16 protein-coding genes and 2 tRNA genes are annotated in these 17,452 nt (G+C 36.1%); 1 reads left to right on the top strand and 17 read right to left on the bottom strand.

Annotated elements, in window-relative coordinates; all coding sequences use genetic code 11:
• Window positions 1-246 precede the first annotated feature (246 nt).
• The 11 genes from NTU89_02535 to mgtE all read right to left on the bottom strand — a co-directional run bounded on the left by NTU89_02535 (window position 247) and on the right by mgtE (window position 9,431).
• On the bottom strand, window positions 247-699 hold the full coding sequence (locus NTU89_02535; GenBank protein ID MCX5923421.1) for a YaiI/YqxD family protein: 453 nt from the start codon (window positions 697-699) through the stop codon (window positions 247-249).
• 323 nt (window positions 700-1,022) lie between these two features.
• A complete protein-coding gene (locus NTU89_02530; protein MCX5923420.1) occupies window positions 1,023-1,700 on the bottom strand; it encodes a hypothetical protein in 678 nt (225 codons plus the stop codon).
• Between the two features lie 351 nt (window positions 1,701-2,051).
• A complete protein-coding gene (locus tag NTU89_02525) occupies window positions 2,052-2,852 on the bottom strand; it encodes a hypothetical protein (GenBank protein MCX5923419.1) in 801 nt (266 codons plus the stop codon).
• 220 nt (window positions 2,853-3,072) lie between these two features.
• Complete coding sequence (locus NTU89_02520; GenBank protein MCX5923418.1) at window positions 3,073-3,315, bottom strand: GIY-YIG nuclease family protein; 243 nt, start codon at window positions 3,313-3,315, stop codon at window positions 3,073-3,075.
• 79 nt (window positions 3,316-3,394) lie between these two features.
• Window positions 3,395-3,859, bottom strand: a complete 465-nt coding sequence (locus NTU89_02515) for a hypothetical protein (GenBank protein MCX5923417.1) — start codon at window positions 3,857-3,859, stop codon at window positions 3,395-3,397.
• A 281-nt stretch (window positions 3,860-4,140) separates the two neighbouring features.
• Entirely contained in the window at window positions 4,141-5,088 is a 948-nt protein-coding gene (locus tag NTU89_02510) for an ankyrin repeat domain-containing protein (protein ID MCX5923416.1), read from the bottom strand.
• A gap of 209 nt (window positions 5,089-5,297) precedes the next feature.
• Window positions 5,298-5,546: a hypothetical protein gene (locus tag NTU89_02505; GenBank protein MCX5923415.1), complete on the bottom strand. Its 249-nt coding sequence runs from the start codon at window positions 5,544-5,546 to the stop codon at window positions 5,298-5,300.
• Window positions 5,546-7,750, bottom strand: coding sequence for a hypothetical protein (locus tag NTU89_02500; protein MCX5923414.1), 2,205 nt, complete (start codon window positions 7,748-7,750; stop codon window positions 5,546-5,548). Before NTU89_02500 ends, NTU89_02505 begins: the two co-directional genes overlap by 1 nt.
• Window positions 7,723-7,800 (bottom strand) — tRNA-Glu (locus NTU89_02495). The genes NTU89_02500 and NTU89_02495 overlap by 28 nt, the downstream gene beginning before the upstream one ends.
• A gap of 97 nt (window positions 7,801-7,897) precedes the next feature.
• Window positions 7,898-7,973: transfer RNA gene (locus NTU89_02490), tRNA-Lys, on the bottom strand.
• A 99-nt stretch (window positions 7,974-8,072) separates the two neighbouring features.
• On the bottom strand, window positions 8,073-9,431 hold the full coding sequence (mgtE, locus tag NTU89_02485) for a magnesium transporter (GenBank protein MCX5923413.1): 1,359 nt from the start codon (window positions 9,429-9,431) through the stop codon (window positions 8,073-8,075).
• Window positions 9,432-9,685: 254 nt separating this feature from the next.
• Here mgtE and NTU89_02480 point away from each other — a divergent pair, with 254 nt between their 5' ends.
• The gene (locus NTU89_02480; GenBank protein MCX5923412.1) at window positions 9,686-10,672 is read left to right on the top strand and encodes an RluA family pseudouridine synthase; all 987 of its coding nucleotides are present in this window, start codon (window positions 9,686-9,688) and stop codon (window positions 10,670-10,672) included.
• Between the two features lie 110 nt (window positions 10,673-10,782).
• Here the strand turns inward: NTU89_02480 and NTU89_02475 are convergent, their stop codons facing one another.
• The 6 genes from NTU89_02475 to NTU89_02450 form a co-directional block, all read right to left on the bottom strand.
• Window positions 10,783-11,331 (bottom strand): hypothetical protein, encoded by a 549-nt coding sequence (locus NTU89_02475; GenBank protein ID MCX5923411.1) that lies wholly within the window; start codon window positions 11,329-11,331, stop codon window positions 10,783-10,785.
• A gap of 49 nt (window positions 11,332-11,380) precedes the next feature.
• Window positions 11,381-12,040: a hypothetical protein gene (locus NTU89_02470; GenBank protein ID MCX5923410.1), complete on the bottom strand. Its 660-nt coding sequence runs from the start codon at window positions 12,038-12,040 to the stop codon at window positions 11,381-11,383.
• 40 nt (window positions 12,041-12,080) lie between these two features.
• Window positions 12,081-12,521, bottom strand: coding sequence for a hypothetical protein (locus NTU89_02465; protein MCX5923409.1), 441 nt, complete (start codon window positions 12,519-12,521; stop codon window positions 12,081-12,083).
• 62 nt (window positions 12,522-12,583) lie between these two features.
• Window positions 12,584-13,177 (bottom strand): phospholipase D-like domain-containing protein, encoded by a 594-nt coding sequence (locus NTU89_02460; GenBank protein ID MCX5923408.1) that lies wholly within the window; start codon window positions 13,175-13,177, stop codon window positions 12,584-12,586.
• 28 nt (window positions 13,178-13,205) lie between these two features.
• Entirely contained in the window at window positions 13,206-16,055 is a 2,850-nt protein-coding gene (locus NTU89_02455; protein MCX5923407.1) for a translocation/assembly module TamB domain-containing protein, read from the bottom strand.
• Window positions 16,056-16,082: 27 nt separating this feature from the next.
• Window positions 16,083-17,450: a hypothetical protein gene (locus NTU89_02450; GenBank protein ID MCX5923406.1), complete on the bottom strand. Its 1,368-nt coding sequence runs from the start codon at window positions 17,448-17,450 to the stop codon at window positions 16,083-16,085.
• Window positions 17,451-17,452 lie beyond the last annotated feature (2 nt).

Here is a 17,452-nt window from a genome sequence, read left to right as displayed (position 1 = left end):
AAATGAAGCCAATGCAATAATAAAGACTAATGATTTTTTCATTTTTCAACCCTAAACAAAACCCTAAAACAACTATTCTAATGCACTTTTTTAGCATATCACACCTTCAATATAAAACTAGAGGTTGACCTCTTTTTTTATAGATAATTTAATGAATTATGCCATTTTTCACTCAAAGCCTAGAGCATCAAATCTTCAACCTAATGAAACTATCGAAGCCATTTAATAACACACAATCTACCTTTTTTAAGAATTTCTTTTTATTGACTGAATCATCTCTTCGAGCGCCTGTAAAAAAAGAGAACGTTTCTGTTTTGAAAAAGTTGAGTTATAACTTGGAGCTATTCCAGTTTCGCGCAAATAAGCACGCAAATCACGCATTGCCTTTGCTGCACCTATATTGCTATTATTAAAAATCTTTCCAGTTGGACTAATTGCGCGAGCGCCCTTTTGCAGGCAGCGATCTGCTAGTAAAATATCTACAGTAATTACAATATCATCAATCTTTATGTGCTCAACAATCCAATTGTCTGCGGCGTCTAGATCAGAACCAACCTGTATTTTATGTACATGTTCATCAACGATCATATTTAAACGACTATTGCTGACCAGATAAACCTGTAAGTCATGCCTCTTTGCAATACGAAAAATATCTTCTTTTACCGGGCAGGCGTCGCCGTCTATGTAAATAATTAACACTCATAACCCTTCGAACCACTTTTGTGGATTTTAATTTTTTATAAGGTAAAAAACAATGCAGCTTTAGCCTTTATGAAACAAATTTTATCTGATCCGCTTAAAATAGCTACAAAATGAACCATCAGCAAAAAAATGATTTTAACGTCTAAAAGTTGATCTTAAGCCTGAATCGCAGTTGCTTTAAATCGCCCAAGTCTTGATAACGATAATCAATATAATTAGCTGCTAGATAAAGATATAAAAGCCTCATGTGAATTATCACATGAGGCTTTTATATCTTTATTAAATTTGGCCCATAGAGCCTAATAATTTATTTTTGAATATTACTGCTTGGAAATGAAATCATAAGTCACCTGAAATTCTTTATCTTTAGCCTCTTGAGAAATCTCTTCTGACGGCTGCGAGTATCTGACCTGGACATACTGCCTGTTATGACATCCTGGAGCAGATCCAGAAACAAAGGGCTTGGCAGGATCTCGAGGCTGAACAAAACATCTTTTGTACAAATGCTCCCTAACCGGCACCTCGCAAAAAGAACATTTTAAAGAGCCCTGCATCAACTCTTGCTCAAAAGGACTTTCTTGTTTCTTTTTTAATGCTTTTTCTTTTTTTGCTTCTATTGAGTCTTTTGGAAAAAGCTTAGCTCTAGCTTTGCAAACAGCATCAATTTGAGCTTTTATACCATCCAAGCACCAAGCGCTTTGACAATTAAGGCACTTCTTAAAATGGCAAGGATTGCTTGCAAGAACCACAGAAGTTGAGCAATCATCGTTTTTTGGGCATGAATACACAACCCTTTTAAGAATAGAAGGATTTATTATATGTCCGTTACACTCTTGATTGTCAAACTTCCCAAGGGGAACCGCCTTAACAATTCCTGGTGTATCTGGTATAAGGTCAGCTGACTTCATACATTCAATCATCTTTGGGAAATCAGAGGCTTGCACAAAGGCCCCACCAAATAAAAATGACGCTATTAAAAAAAAGAACTTATTAACCATAAAACCCCTAAAACTTAAAATCAAACATCTATATAAAGTATATATCAACCATGAAATAATGCAAAAAAAGGCCTCTACAAAAGCAAAAACCCATCCCGCGCCTTAATTCTCTACAAGAGCAGTGCAAAGGTCTACCAAAAAGTTTTTATCTAAACTTGCAAGGTATAAAAAATCCACCCAAAGAATTGAGTGGATTTTTGATTTTTATTGGCGTCCCGTAGGGGACTATTTTAGAACTTTTAATTAGAATCTGTTATCCTCAGTATGAATTGAAGAAACTTTACTTTTCAAGTACTAGGAGTAACAATGACAATCATGCCTTCAGAATCAACCACCATCTCAGAAAATTAATCATTTCCTTGCTCTCCTTGCTTCGAACTCTTCATTCCGTTTTCTTTTTGCATCTTGCTTAAAAGCATAAAATTCACGCTCTACCCGATCGAAGCTAATACCCTTATCATCATAAGCGCTCAAAGAGTTTAAAGGTTTTTCTTCTCCTGGCACATCCTTTAAAAGAGACTTGCGATTTTCAAGCCAATCTAAAGCTTCTGGCGCAACATATTGCTTACTGTTTTGCATAAATTTTTGTAATTGTTCAAGGCGTTGTAACGATGTCAGGTCTCGACTTCTCTTGCACGCTCTATCATCAGTATCAACAAAAATTATTTTACCATGAACATCAATAAACGCGTTAGAAAGCCCTGAATGAATACTTGCACCATATTTCAGATCATAAGCCCAATCACCATACCCTATTTCTTCTGCAATAAAGGCTAATTGCTGTACCATCAACAATGATATTTGATTTTGCTCAGGGCTACTCCGAGATATTGCACTTGAAATACTTTTTGTCATTGTTTTGCTTACGCATTTTTTTGCAACATCTAAACATTCTAAATTATGAAGATGTATCGCATTGCGCAATCGAGCTGAATTAATAACTCTAAAAAATGGCTCTCCACTACCTGTATCGCGTTTGCTGTAATATTTTTTTTGAGGCTGCCAATCTCTATACTTCCACTCAATGCTCTCATCTTCTTCTTCTGCCGATATTTCAATATATTCAGAGCACCGATACTTCTCCATAAATTTTGCCAATTCTGGATACCGCTGAGAATCAACCTCTTCCAATAATGCCGATAATGACGGCATAACGCTCATACATATTACGAAACTCAATAATTGATATTTGAATCTGAATTGAACCATAAAACCCCTAAAAACAAACCTATAATACCTATAAACTAGCATACCAACAATAAAAACTTTATACAAAAACACCTTAATAAAAGCACTTTTAATGGCTTTAAACATTAAGGGGCTGACATAGAACACAATGTTAGATGTATTTTAATTTTTATTGAATAGCAAGCTACCAGAACTTTTTCTTTGCGTAAGCGCTACCTGGACCAACCTTAACATATTTCTCAAAGTCTCGAGCCTTTTGCTCGCAATCAAAAGCAATATAAGTTACAAGGTGCCATGGTCGATCATCCTTAGTACAAACAGACCCGCCTGAATTATGAGTTTCAAGTCGTTGTTGTACATCTGTTGTATAACCGACATAAGTCTTTTGGGGATTGTTAATAGATCGAAGAAAATATATGAAATGCATAATGACACAAACATATAAAAAATTTAATTTTTTATCAGATGGGACTACCTTACCACGATCTTATTTCGTAAGGATTTGGCTAGTTGCTGGGTAATCTAATACCAAACGTATTTAGTTCTTGTTTAGAATACCATCCGCTTATTGGATGGCAAATACTTTCTAAGCAAGGTTCAACATTTTGCGAGAGACCGAGAGAAAGTTTAATATAACGCCCTTCACAACCAACAAAATACCTAGGGTTGTCTGTATTCGCATACTCATCATTCTTCAGGCGAAAATCTATCAAAGTAACACTACTTAGTGTAGCAGGCCAATATTTCCTAAGAAGTTGTGCGGAAGCTACACGAGCCATTAACTGCACCTTACTATGTGGGTCTAAATTAATATCTGTTGAATGAGAATAATCAAAATCGACACGTATTGAATAAAGAACAGGACCACCTTCTGAAGTTTTAACATCTAGGTCAACCACGGTGGTCATTGAACAAAAAGTAACCATTGAAGTTAAACACAAAACGATAGATAAAAAGAACTTATTAACCATAAAACCCCTACAACTTAAAATCAAACATCTATATAAAGTATATATCAACCATGAAATAATGCAAAAAAAGGCCTCTAAAAAAGCAAAAACCCATCCCGCGCCTTAATTCTCTACAAGAGCAGTGCAAAGGTCTACCAAAAAGTTTTTATCTAAACTTGCAAGGTATAAAAAAACAAAAAAGATCTTGTTTTTTTAGCATCAAAAATCCACCCAATGAATTGAGTGGATTTTTGATTTTTATTGGCGTCCCGTAGGGGACTATTTTAGAACTATGGCAAGAATCACTTAGATGATAATTTTATCGAATCCTTAAAAGCATTTTCTATTTCTTGCAAGATTTTTAACATATACAGCCTGTTTTTATATGTTTTTGCTGCATAAAAAACAGACGTTGCCATCTCTGCAAAATTAGCCGACCAATTTACCACCCAAAAGGCATTAATGTCTTGATCTCCAATTTTAATTTTACCTGTCTTATAATATTCCTGCGTCTCGTTTAAAACATCCATTGCCGACTTACCATTTTTATCGGTTAACATTGGATCAGCGCCATGCGCAAGGAGTAGGTCAATGATAGCTTTACCGTTTTCAATTGTTCTTATTGGTTTTTCATGCTGCATTGCAAAATCAAAAAACCAAAAGACAGGCATAAGCACAGTCGTTCCATCATACAGCGGCAAATTCGGATTTGCTCCATGCTCAAGTAATAACTTAACATTTTTAGGCCTCAAAAATGCTGCACTCAATGGCAACAGAGAGCCCTTTTGGCTATATTGATTTACACTTGCTCCGCGATCTAACAATAGCTTCACCAAATCAGATTGACCATTCCACTCAAAACCATTACCTGCCGCAACAAATAACGCTGTTTGATCTCTATTGTTATAAGCATTAATATCTATTAAACCTGTGTTTAATAACAGCTCTGCATTTGCAACTATTACTTTTTCATCTAATTCAGAATCAATGTTTTTAAAAAAGGCATATTGAGCCAAATCTTTTTGTGACATACTTTGATCAGACTCATTTTGATTAGAATAATGCAAAACACGATCAACAAGCTCACTAATTTCTTTGTTTCTGGCATCCATTTTTTTATGACGTGCTTTGATCTGTACTATTTGAGCATGCCGCTGGAAATCTTTTTGATTTATATATCGCCGAACATATTTCAAACCGACTAAAACAAAACAGGTTCCCAGCACTATTGCAAATATACTTTTTTTCATCATGCTCTTTTTCCTTTTATGTATGACTAATTCTTTAATGACATATCATATATCCCTGAATCAAAGTAGCCTTAATTTTTTTTACGCTTTTTTAAGCTTAGTTTATTTCCTGATTCAGGCTTTTAGACCTAAAAAAATCCACCTGATTACTCGAATGGATTTTTAAATTTATTGGCGTCCCGTAGGGGACTATTTTAGAACTTTTGACCTTACAACTTAACATTTTCTCCAGCAATCAATCTATCCGCAATTTGATCCAACTCTTCATACGATCGCTCAAACTCTGATCCCATTTCCATCGTTCCCAGCTGCAATAAAAGCTCTCCAAAATCTGTATCTATGACATCTGATATATAATCATAATATAAATTGTGACACCAGCCTGCAATGTCAGAAACTAGCTCAGCCTTTGCAATTTTTTCTTTTAATTCTATCCCAAATTTCCTTTGCGTATACACTACTTACCGCCTTTCGCTTTCTTCGCAAGATCCTCTAATTCTTTTCCTGTATGCGGATAGTGCAAAGAGTCTATATTTTTACTATCTATCATCTTAGGGTGCACCCGGTTAATCTTTCCAGCATGATCATAGCTTTCATACCAGCCTCGAATAACACCATTGTTGGGATCATATTCTGTTACGTACGAGGACCCCCTTGTTGGCCCAGGAGTAGAAGATGCAGCCTCTGCTCTATAATAACGAACTCTTCCATCTAACAAGACTTCTGTTCTCTTAGCTTTTACACTAGCACTTTCAGCAATTTTTAAATTTTTTTCAAGCAGCTTTAAGGTATCTGCCTTAGGGAACTTATCTACGACGGCTATATCATTAGTAACCTTTTTGGATTTAATACGTTTTTTTATAACATCCTTAACTTGTCGTATTTCTGTTGCCACAGACTGACGAACACAATCTTGTGCCATCACTTCTAAGTTTTCAGTTACAAGAATCAATTCTTGCGTTGCGCTCTCAAGCCATAATTCATTTTTTAATGCAGATGCCGCACCTTCAACTGCACGCATGACTTTAGTCTGTGATCGGATAGCGCCACAAATTCCACCAACAGCATGAATGATTTTTCTAGGCACTATAAAATCAGCTCCAAAATGAGTTAGCGCCTCTAATCGCTGTGGCCCTGTAGAATTTGCGAGTTGACCACCAAGAGTTCGCAAAGCCTGAAGAATTTCTGCATTTCTTTGTTCTCGCAATGGCTCATAAATATCTTCAAACCCTTCAATCTCTTCATAACTATTAAGAACAATGGTTTCGGCAACGTAATATAGTGCTTTGCCAAGCCCGTGACATGTTTCAATCGGGTGCGCAGTCATATAAAAGAAATCTGTAGCACTGTGCGTTACCCCTGATGCAACCGCTTGAGCGTAAGGCAGCGCAGCGGCAACAATCTCACGCGACAACTTCAAAACTATCCAATCAACATCCATCAACTGAGATGCCAGCAAAACTTGCTCACCTTTATTTGCATCGTAGGCAGCGCCTGCAAATTCAACAACGCTTGCTTGCAAATTATTTTGATATGGAAATTGCTGATGCATAATCGCTGCTTGTGAAAAAATATCACACATCTCACCATGTAACTGTTGCTGTAAAGCTGTGCCAAAAAAACCTTGCTTATCATGATAATCAATATCATGAGCAGCTAGAAAACCAACCGTTTGCGGAGTCAAATTAAATGCTTGATCATATTGCTTGTAATCTTGTTTTATAGTTTCTTGCAACGCTTCTTTGCGATCAAGCCATTGTTTTTCAAGCGCTTGGTCTGGACAACCTACAAGGTCAAAATCGCAAGCCTGATACTGATTTTTTACAATCTGCTCATAAAAAATTAACACCTCTTGAGCTTCTTGCTCAAGCAATGCTTGTTCTAATTTTTCTTGTTCTTCCTGTTGGACCAGTTTCTCATGCATCCCTTGCTCGCCAAGAAATTTCGACTCTGCTGCCTTTATTCTTGCTGCCTCTTGCTCGATTGCAATAACCTTGTTTTGTCGATCAATAACTTCTTGCTTTGCTCTTTGCTTTAGGCCCTCAGCTTGATTTTTTTGCGCAATTCTATCTTCAACTTTTTTCTTAAATTTGTTGGCACGAGATGATATTTTAAAAAACCCCCATCGACATAAATACTCTTCTGCCAAATCCCTTACAGCTTGATCAGATCTATTATGGTTGCTAAAAATTTTTTTTATAAAATCATCATACCCAAGCCAAGTTACATTATTCAATTCGTTAGATCCCATACCAAATCTATCTCTGCAAAAAAGATCATAGGAAATCACTTGTTTTTCTTGCGTTTGCCATTGCGACTTGCTCACAGAGCTATTTAAAATAGGCACTTGCATCAAGGTTTCAAGCCTTGAGCTTGTACTGTTTTCCAAAGACGCTTCATCAGCTGAAGCTAGGCAAATAGGACTCTGCAAGGTTGATTTATCGCTTCCATGCTCAGCATTAGTAGAACAGAATGACAATGCCTGAAAAAACATAAAAACAAATAAGAATTTTTTTTGATTATACCAATTAGGCACGTTGATTCTCGTAAGAATTATGGTTAGATTGATACTGTTTTGTATCATAAGAACATAAAAAAATCCACCTGATTTCTCAAGTGGATTTTTAATTTTATTGGCGTCCCCAATGGGATTTGAACCCATGTCTCCGCCGTGAAAGGGCGACGTCCTGGACCGGGCTAGACGATAGGGACATAAACTAAGTGAAAATCTAAGAAAAGATTAAGCACTTTTATTTTTCAATTTAAGAGAATTTCAAATGACTTGCCATTCGTTTAGTTTATAAAAGAATGGTGAGCCGCGTTGGAATCGAACCAACGACCCACAGCTTAAAAGGCTGTTGCTCTACCGACTGAGCTAGCGGCTCTCAAATTTCAATTTGCAATTAAAGAATTTTTACAAATTCTCAAACGACAATAACAATGTACAAATACAAGCTCTTTTTGTCAATAAGATTACGCAAATATCATGATAAAATCATATAGGCAACGTAACAATAGATAAATATTCCTAAAATATCCATCAAAGTTGCCAGAAGTGGACCAGCTGAAAATGCCGGATCAACCTTAAACTTAGCTAAAGCTATTGGAAAACATGCTCCCAAAAGAACAGAAATTAAAACTATAAGCCCTAAAGAAATACTAACTACCAGGCTTCCAATCAAATCTTTGTATGAAGCATACACCCTAAAAAATGAAACTATTGATAAAACAACAGCAAGCGAAAATCCTATTAAAAATTCTCTTCTGATAAATCTACCCGTATTTGATTCATTTATATCTCCTGACGACATTCCCTGAATCGAAATTGAGGATGTTTGGGCGCTCGTATTTCCACCGACACTTACTAAAGTTGCAATAAAAACTACTAAAATTGGAGAAAGAGCTAAGGTTTGATCGTAATTAATAATAATAATGCTCGTCGCGGATTCCAAAATTAAAAGTGGGACTAAAACAAAACAACGTCGATACAAATGAGAAACAAACGAAGTCTCAAAGTATGTTGTTGTTACTGGCGCACCAGACATTCTTTGAACGTCTTCGGTAGCCTCTTGCTGTAAAACATCAATCAACGTATCTTCTGGGACAACACCAAGCAAATACATCTGCTCAGTGACAACAGGAACGGTAAGCATATGATAATGGACCATTTTTTTAGCAACCTGCTCTTGATCCTCTTGGGCCAGAGCATAGTATGGAACTTGTTTTAAAATTGAAGAAAGCCTAATGAGCGGAGACTTGAGAACTAAATCTTCCAGGTTTATGTACCCGACTAATTTATTATCTTGATCGGTAACATAAATTTGTCTATGCAAATCAATGTTCGGACGAAGTCTTTGCAATAAAAATATCGCTTTTCCAACAGTCATGTCTTGAATAAGGGTTACAAAATCTAAAGTCATGATACCACCAGCACTATCTGGTGGGAATTTAAGAAGCGAGAGAACCTTTTGACGATCTTTTTTGTTTAAAATATCTAAGCATTTTTTTAATTCTTTGTTTGGCAGCTCATCAAATAAATCTGTTAAATCATCAACTGATGACTGCCTTAAAATAAACGCTTTTTGTTCATCGTTTAAAAATAAAAGAATTTTTTCTTTATATGAATCATGAAGCTCTTCAAAAAGAGTAAGCTGTTTTGATTGAGAAAACTTTACAAAAAGTAAAGCCAGTTGCTCATCGGAAATATATGTTAAAATCTTGGCACTATCCGCAGGATGCATCTCAAGCAATGATTGCCACAATGATCGACCAAGGTCGGATTCTAAAGAGATAACTTCATTGATATGCTTTACAATCAAATCAGTTAGTTTTTTTGTTCCCATAAATATTTCCTCTATGCAACCATGTCCCACATCTTTTTTTACAACTTATTGTAAATCATACTGTAGACCATCTTATTTAAAAAAGACACCTTTGAGCATTTAAATGCCAAGTTTGCTTTTAACTGCACCAAAAAAAGGTAGCATTTGACGATACTGCTCTCTTGCCTTATAGTAATATACATACGATAAAATTGCCACAAAAAGCCATAAGAATCATATTTAACTGTGCCCAAAAGATCGAAAAGTATCACCAAATGACTATGCAACCACAAGACGAACAGATCAAAAACGGAAGCTCATTTAGCATCACTGTTATCTCAGGACAAGAAAATCAAAGAATTGATAAATTTATAACAAATCATTTTAGTCAATATTCACGATCTTTTTTGCAAAAACTTTTTAGCCTCGATCATATTTTAGTCTCAAAGCAAGACGAAAGTATAAAAAAATCAGCAAAAGCCAGCTACAATTTAAAAATTGGTGATCAAATAACTATTTTGTTCCCAGAAGAAAAAAAAGAAAACCAAGTCAAAGATATCCCAAGTGACATCAACGTTACAATAATTGCTAAAGAAAAAGATTTTTTAATAATTAGCAAGCCGGCTGGGCTTGTCGTTCATGCCCCAAACAAGAATTATCAAGATGTAACACTCAGTGACTGGGTCGTTGGAACTCATGACGAAATTGCACACGTTGGGTTAATTGACAGGCCTGGAATTGTTCACAGACTCGATAAAGACACATCCGGACTCATGATTATTCCCAGAACCAACCTTGCTCACGCAACGCTCACCGATATGTTTAAAGAAAGAAAAATTCATAAAACATACTTGACTATTGTTGTTGGTCATCCGCCAGCAAAAGGAACGATTGATTTTTTTATTGGCAGACACCCAGTAACGCGAAACAAAATGCATCACTTCACCGCGATGAGCAAAACACCAACCAGCAGACAGTCCAAAACAAATTACGAAGTTATTACATACTTTAAAGACTATTCTTTAGTAAAAGTTGAGCCAATCACAGGCAGAACCCACCAAATCCGTGTTCACTTTGCAGCAATTGGATTTCCAATATTTTCAGACTTTATGTACGGTAAGACTTCAAAATTATTAAAACGACATGCGCTTCACGCACACAAATTAGAATTTAATTACGCCAGCAAAGATTATAGCTTTGTCTCGCCACTCGAACCAGACTTGCAATCATTTATAGACAGCTTGCAACCAATTATTAGCTAAAAAAAATGAATGCCGCCTATTTTAAATAAGCGGCATTCATTTTTTAACTTTATGAATTAAGAGCCTAAGGCGCAAAACATGTTAGCTGTTCTTTAAAAAAATTAATCTAATTAAAAATATCTTCCTTCAAAGCTTCTTTCAAGGGCAATTACGCTTTCAACTGTTGGAAAGTTTGGTCTGCCGCTCTCTCTAATTATTCTCTGTTGCGCTTCGCGCTCAGCAAAAGATGGATAAACCACCGATGGAAGTATTTTTGCTAATTCTTCAAATAAAGCCTCATTGTAAATTCTTGGTGCAACTCGGCAAAGTGCTTGATTATCATTACGGCTAGGGCGCGGTGGCGCCTGAAGAATAAAAAGATTTTCCCGAACCATTGCGACTCCAAGATCTGTTTGATAAAGAACAACTGTAGGATCAACAAGAGACCTTGTGCCTGCAATACTAGCAGTATCAGTGCTTGGTCGAGAAATCGCAGCATCGGGTCTAGCAACCACAAGAGGATTAAAGCTTGTAGCATTAGGGTTCTGCCCTGCAACCAGAGCAGCGCTATTCCAAATAGATGGTTCTGGATTAAAAGGAGCCAATGGCGGCCTACCAGACGGATTAGAGCCGTTTAAATAAGTTGCCAGCAGAGGCATTAAAATTGTTAATTTTTTCATGATTTATTCCTAAAATTTTTATTAAATCATCTATACATTGAATTTTATTTTACCATACAGAGCTTGAAGAAAAGCCAATAGAGCTTCGAAACTCTCTAAGCTGATATGGCCGAACAGCAATATCAGTAGAATTCTTCTTGCGAACACTATATTGTATTTTTTCTTTTTCATACGCCGCAACCAGAGGCTCCATAGAATAATATCGTGTGTTTTTCCAAGCATCGCTTTTTAATGCTTGAAAATGAACCAAATTATTCATTTGATAATTTTGATATTGATCGAGCAAGTACGCCTCGTTTTGATACCTTTTCTTAGAAAAGTCTATCCCGCGGCTTTCAGCATCCTCTCTTAAGGCATCCCAAGCCTTATATGGCTCAAAAGTATATGAATCGAGCAAATTATCCATATGCTCTTTTTGCATACCTCTAAGAAATTCTCGCTGCTGCTCATGCTTATAAAGCATATCACTTTTATCGCGAGCTTGCTTTTCTTCATGCGCAGCTTCGAGCAAGCTATTTTGAATTTGCTTATATTCATCAGCCTGCTGATCATATTCAGACCTCTCATAGGCTTCCTGAGAAGTAATCATTGGACGAATGACTCTCGAATTTGTTGCACACGATTGAACACCCCATGGACGATAATTCCCTAAGGAAGCATGCGCGCCAACAGAATAAAAAAGCATTAATCCCACTATTTTATTTTTCATAAAAAACACCTATTTTTACAATGTATTAAAATATTTAGATTCAAAGATTATTAATTAATCGGTCATATTCGAGATTTATCTGTTTAAATTCTAAGTCTCTTTTGTTAGCTGCCCTAGAGGGATAATTATCTCCTGGCGGCAAAATTGTCGACACTTTACGCCACTGCTTAATGCTATCGTCGTACTGATGCTTAACCAAGGCAATCTTAAATGATCTTTTTCTATTTAGCTCAATTATAGCATCTTCTTTAGCCTTGATGCCTCTATGTAAGTATTCTTTGGTAGTGTCGGTAACGATCCAACCTACATACCCTTCAGCAGAGTTTGTTGGCGACTGAACAACGATATTTGGATTTCCACCATAACGCATGTGCGGATGACTGAATGCGCCAATAAGAACTTGATTTGGCGTTGGCTGTGCATTATAACTGCAATGACTACCAGCCGTTAAAAACAATGAAAAAAATAACACATGTTTCATAAAAAGTCCCTAACCCTAAATTAACAGATTTTACATACTTTTATGTTACCACAAAGGGTTTTTTATGCAATGTCTTGTCCAGACCAACCATCTTTTCCTTCTTCATCCTCTGGAAAACTTCTATCAGGAGAAAGCCGTGAAATTAAAGAGGCAAAGCATTGTCTATACTCTAAAATAGCACCAGCATCATCTGTCAAAAGAGCGTTTTCATCATGGATAGTTGATGCTGCAGCGGTACAATTATAAGACCCTGTCCATAAAAGACCTGAGCCTGTTGAAGCATTTTGCCCAAAAACAAAAAACTTATGGTGCATAATCGGAAGAGAAAACGCCTTAGGGTCAGGTGCTACATGTTCAAGAACAGTCACTCCATTGCTCCTCAAAAACACACCTTTACCGTAACGCTCACCCATAGAAATTTGATCAAGCACAGCCCTAACTCTCACGCCACGCACGTAGGCGTCAATTAATTCCTGAGCGATAACTTTATCTGTAAACATATACATTGCAACATCGATAGATTTTCGCTCCTCTTTGATCAATTGAATAAGAGCATCTTTAATTTTATCTCGAGGCCTAAAAAAAACTTTGCAAAATCCTTGCAGCGAAAAAACACAGAAAGACAAAAGAAAAAATAGTGATTTTTTACTGTTCATAAATATCCTTTATTTAATAAAAATTCGTTTAGGAAAATTTCCAGCGAAATTCAACTTCGCCACCATACGTACTTGGGCCATCTTTTTGCAAACGCAATGTTATATCATCAGTTGCAGCATAATCAATGTCAAATTTTGTATCTTCGATTTGCATAAAATTGGTATCTATTTTTCCATGTAAATTTTCTGATGCATCTACTTCAAAAGTACCTCTCATCCCGCCACGGCCAGTTTGATTCGTGAATTGTGGTAAAAATCTAAAATATCTAAGCGACTTTAAAAGCCTGTCAAAAACTGCTTTTAATTTTATTTTAGACATGGCAGGACCAAAAATAATCTCATTTAATTTTTGAATCAAAAATGCAGGAATCATCATTCCTAAAGAATTATTTTCAATGCCTAAAAGTAAAAGCGAGACTATTTGCTCCTCGCTTAGTGATGGCTGTGATTCAAACTCAACATGCGGATCAAGTGCGCTTCCACACGCCTTCATAGAAACAACAAATCGTTTTAATTTTCCTTTTGCCAGAAGCTCTACCACAGGATCAAATGGCTGCTCTGGAATAAAAAGTAATTTGCCTTCAACTATTTCAAGCGACTTGTAAGGAAAAAAAAGCGAACCTGAAATCAATTGAATAACTCCAGAAAGTTCAGGTTTTTTCAAGCACCCTTTCAAGTATAAATCAACCACTGCCTGCGCTGAGAGAAAAGAAGTTTTTACGCACAGCGATTCTTTTGTAAAAATATCAATGTCATACACGCAGTTAACTGCCGACAAGCCTTCTTTATCGCTACCGCTACTGCCATGATTAACTTTATCTATCAAACCGCCAGACAGTATGTCTTGAAACTGACACGAAAAAATATTTTCTTTTAATTCTGATTTTTGCATCATCAATTTGCCTTCAAGAGAATAGTCTTTCTCCTTGCTTTCTTTTGTCAAAAGAAGCCTACCAGAGACCAAAGAATATACTCCACGATCCCAACTAAACATCAGATCTTGTAACAGCAATGGAACATGAGCGAATAAGCAGTTGCCAGAATTATCAAAATAAAATGTTGCTCTCGAGCACGATGCCCGCCCTTCATACCAAGCAATATCAAGATCTTTAAAAACTATGCTCTTTTCTTTCATGTTTAAATCGCAAGACGCGCTCAGCGATTGAATAACATTATAGATTGTCGGAACCCTCATGCATGCTTGATCTATTTTTACTTGAGCACTTAACATTCCATTTTTCATACTACCGCTTATTAAAGCAAATCCATCCTGAGAAAAAGAAACTTTAAAAGTAGCTGGGACTATGTTTTGCAAAATAGAAAAATCAATCTTGCCAACTATATTGCTTTGATCCAGCTTGTCTGATGCAATATCCAATACACACTTTCCATCTTTTTCTGCATAAAAATGATCTATATGAAATTCGGGAAAAACTTTTAATATTCCCTGATAATTAATACCTTGAGCCTTTCCACCGACACAAACATTTCCATCATTCAAGCAAAAAGTACCTTCTAAATTTTTTACTTCATCCAACTTGAGATTTAAGAGCTCAAGATCGTATCTTCCAGAAGTTTCTGTCATGCTCTTGCCAGTCTTATAATTAATCGAAAAATTACATTTATTTTTTTTAATAACCCAATTGCTATCTTTTATGATTTCTAAATCTTTGGCGTTACTCAAATTTATTTCTATGTCTTTTTTGTCTTGAGAAAACAAAATACAAACGTCAAAAAATGACTCTTTATCTATTTGAACTGTGCCAGAAAACACTCCTTCATCCTGACGCTTAATAAACATTTTTCCGCCAGGCAATATAGATTTTGCTTTATAAGCTATATCATCCAAAGACACAGACATCTGAAATGTTTTAAATGGATCATACAAATCTGCGCTCAGCTCTACTCCTGCTTTACCACTGAGCTCTAAAAGCTCATCGGGAATTTGAAAATATTTTAATATTTCTGATGACGCAGATAAACCAATCTGACACAAACACTGTGCGGGCAAAAACTGAATATTTATAGGGTCAATGACTATGGCCCCATCCTCACTTTTCAAAACAAACTTACCAAAACCCTTTTCCATCTTTCCTGCAATAAATCCAGCCCTAAGACTGCTAGAGCACGAAGAATTCAAGTGAGAAATTTTGCTAAGAGCATCTGGCAAGCTATGAATAAAATAATTTAATTGAACTTGACCATCAACATTTTCAAGCATTTTGACCCCTGGCAAATCAAAGACTAAAGAGCCTGAAACTCCGGAAACGACGACAGATCCCGCATGCTGCACACTTCCGTCATTAATGTAAGCTTGAATTTTTGTACTGCTTTTTTCTGGCTGAATGTTGCATACAAACGGCAACTGAACATCAACCTCATCCGGCTTTTTCTTAAGATACAAAAGCCCTTCTTTTATTTTAACGCTATCGTACGATATAAAGCTTGAGTCACTGAGCACCAGAAGTTTACTGCAAAATAAAACAAGGCCCTTTGGCTGATTTTCAAAGGCTTCAAACATCACCATTCTATCCAGATCTAAGCTAATTTTTAAACCGCCACGAGATAGCAAGTGCCACCAGCAAGCCTTTGTTGTTAATTTTTCAGAAAGTATAGACCACCCAGACTCATCATTAATTTCTTTGGTGTCAATTGGTGAAATTGCAACGTTCGTAAAAATCATCCTGAGTGACCACCAGTCTATTTTTTCTAAACGACAATTCAACTTAGACTGGTAATCTTTTTGAAATTGAATCTGAACTTTTTTAGTGACATGCTCACGAAAACTCTCACTCGAGCACAAGTAAACCATGGCTACACAGCCACCCAAAAAAAGCCCTAAAAAAATATGAATGAAAATTTTAAACCACTTGTTCATCAAAAACACACAAAAAAAATATTAATTTTAAAACCAATTTCGCCACGCAATACCACCAGAGCCGTTGCATCTATTTGAACGATAACTCGCATTTGATAAACAAGCAAAATTAAGCCAAGAAGCTCTCGACATCCACAGCTTGCCATTACACCAATCACACCATTTGCTACGATCAAGCGCACTGCAAGAGCTATGATTTATTGCGCCGTCTAATACAAACGCCATGCTCATCAGTTTCTGATTATTCGGATTTTTTTCTATTCCGTCCATCGAAGATGCGAGCCCGACTTCATACTCACCAAGATGCCATGCTGACTCTGCCAAAATAGAATATCTAAGAAAATTAACCATACGAGATTCTACCATAAAAAATATCAAAGATGGCAGTTGGATCTCTGTTGCCTTTTTGGCCAACAAAAATGCACAATCATAATTTTTATTTTCTGCAAAATGCTGTGCCATGCTAGCTAAAGCATCGATACGAGATGGAATTATATAGGTTGCGCGACAAAAGTAACTTATGGCTTCTGGCCACATTTTTGATAAGCCATAAAGAAGTCCAAGTCTGTAATGAGCCATATAATTTTCTTCGTCATACCTAATATTGGTACATCTCTTGCTATACCAATAAATAGCTTTCTTATAATCCTTTAAGCAGGAATACGTTTGGCCTAAATAAAAAAAAGTGCGCAAATTTCTAGGATTTTCTTCATGCTCTTTTAACAACAAATTAACATCTCGATGTAGCCGCTCTGATGTTTTGCCTTTGCCATAATCTGATGGGTCATAAACAATGAAAACATCTTCAGGAAGCATTATATCTGCTTTTTTATTTATGCATTCATGAACTGCCCCAAAAAATTTAACCCCAGCATGAGCCCTAAAAAGCCAGGATACTATGTCTGAAGACGAATATTGTTTTATAACTCGCTTAATAAAAAAAGCATCAGACTCATTATTTTTATTTTTTTCACAGAAATCAAGAAGCCCATTAACATTGTTAAAGTACCACTCAGCATCAATCATTAAAAAAAACTTTGCCCCTGGAAATATATGCTCTGCAGACCTAATGGCATAATTTCTAGAAACCGCAAAGCTCACAAATGGCTTCTCAATTACATGCCCATTCGAAATATTATATTTTTTAAATAATTGTCGAGTAAGTTTAACCGTACCGTCTGTTGATCCTGTATCTAAAATAACATAATGCTGCAGGCCTGCTTGAAAAAATGGTTGCAAAGTTTTTTCCATAACTGCTTGCTCATTTTTAACCATTATCAAAACTACCAAAAGCGGTTTTTGACCAGGCACTGGCTCTGGCAATTCAGAAAAATTTGTAAAACAAAAATGATTTACAAAAAATAAAGATATCGTAATAAATTTAAGAAACTTCATAT

The sequence above is a fragment of the Candidatus Dependentiae bacterium genome (assembly GCA_026389065.1).
In the GTDB taxonomy this organism is placed as follows: Bacteria; Babelota; Babeliae; order Babelales; family Chromulinivoraceae; genus JACPFN01.
The sequence above is the reverse complement of the archived record's forward strand: the minus strand, read 5'-3'. Positions and strand labels throughout refer to the sequence as shown.

Excerpts from the sequence above, each read along its gene's own strand:
- NTU89_02530 (MCX5923420.1), bottom strand. The coding sequence starts at position 1,700 with ATGGTTAATAAGTTCTTTTTTTTAATAGCGTCATTTTTATTTGGTGGG.
- NTU89_02525 (MCX5923419.1), bottom strand. The coding sequence starts at position 2,852 with ATGCCGTCATTATCGGCATTATTGGAAGAGGTTGATTCTCAGCGGTAT.
- NTU89_02520 (MCX5923418.1), bottom strand. The coding sequence starts at position 3,315 with ATGCATTTCATATATTTTCTTCGATCTATTAACAATCCCCAAAAGACT.
- NTU89_02515 (MCX5923417.1), bottom strand. The coding sequence starts at position 3,859 with ATGGTTAATAAGTTCTTTTTATCTATCGTTTTGTGTTTAACTTCAATG.
- NTU89_02510 (MCX5923416.1), bottom strand. The coding sequence starts at position 5,088 with ATGAAAAAAAGTATATTTGCAATAGTGCTGGGAACCTGTTTTGTTTTA.
- NTU89_02500 (MCX5923414.1), bottom strand. The coding sequence starts at position 7,750 with ATGGGTTCAAATCCCATTGGGGACGCCAATAAAATTAAAAATCCACTT.
- mgtE (MCX5923413.1), bottom strand. The coding sequence starts at position 9,431 with ATGGGAACAAAAAAACTAACTGATTTGATTGTAAAGCATATCAATGAA.
- NTU89_02480 (MCX5923412.1), top strand. The coding sequence starts at position 9,686 with ATGACTATGCAACCACAAGACGAACAGATCAAAAACGGAAGCTCATTT.
- NTU89_02475 (MCX5923411.1), bottom strand. The coding sequence starts at position 11,331 with ATGAAAAAATTAACAATTTTAATGCCTCTGCTGGCAACTTATTTAAAC.
- NTU89_02470 (MCX5923410.1), bottom strand. The coding sequence starts at position 12,040 with ATGAAAAATAAAATAGTGGGATTAATGCTTTTTTATTCTGTTGGCGCG.
- NTU89_02465 (MCX5923409.1), bottom strand. The coding sequence starts at position 12,521 with ATGAAACATGTGTTATTTTTTTCATTGTTTTTAACGGCTGGTAGTCAT.
- NTU89_02460 (MCX5923408.1), bottom strand. The coding sequence starts at position 13,177 with ATGAACAGTAAAAAATCACTATTTTTTCTTTTGTCTTTCTGTGTTTTT.
- NTU89_02455 (MCX5923407.1), bottom strand. The coding sequence starts at position 16,055 with ATGAACAAGTGGTTTAAAATTTTCATTCATATTTTTTTAGGGCTTTTT.
- NTU89_02450 (MCX5923406.1), bottom strand. The coding sequence starts at position 17,450 with ATGAAGTTTCTTAAATTTATTACGATATCTTTATTTTTTGTAAATCAT.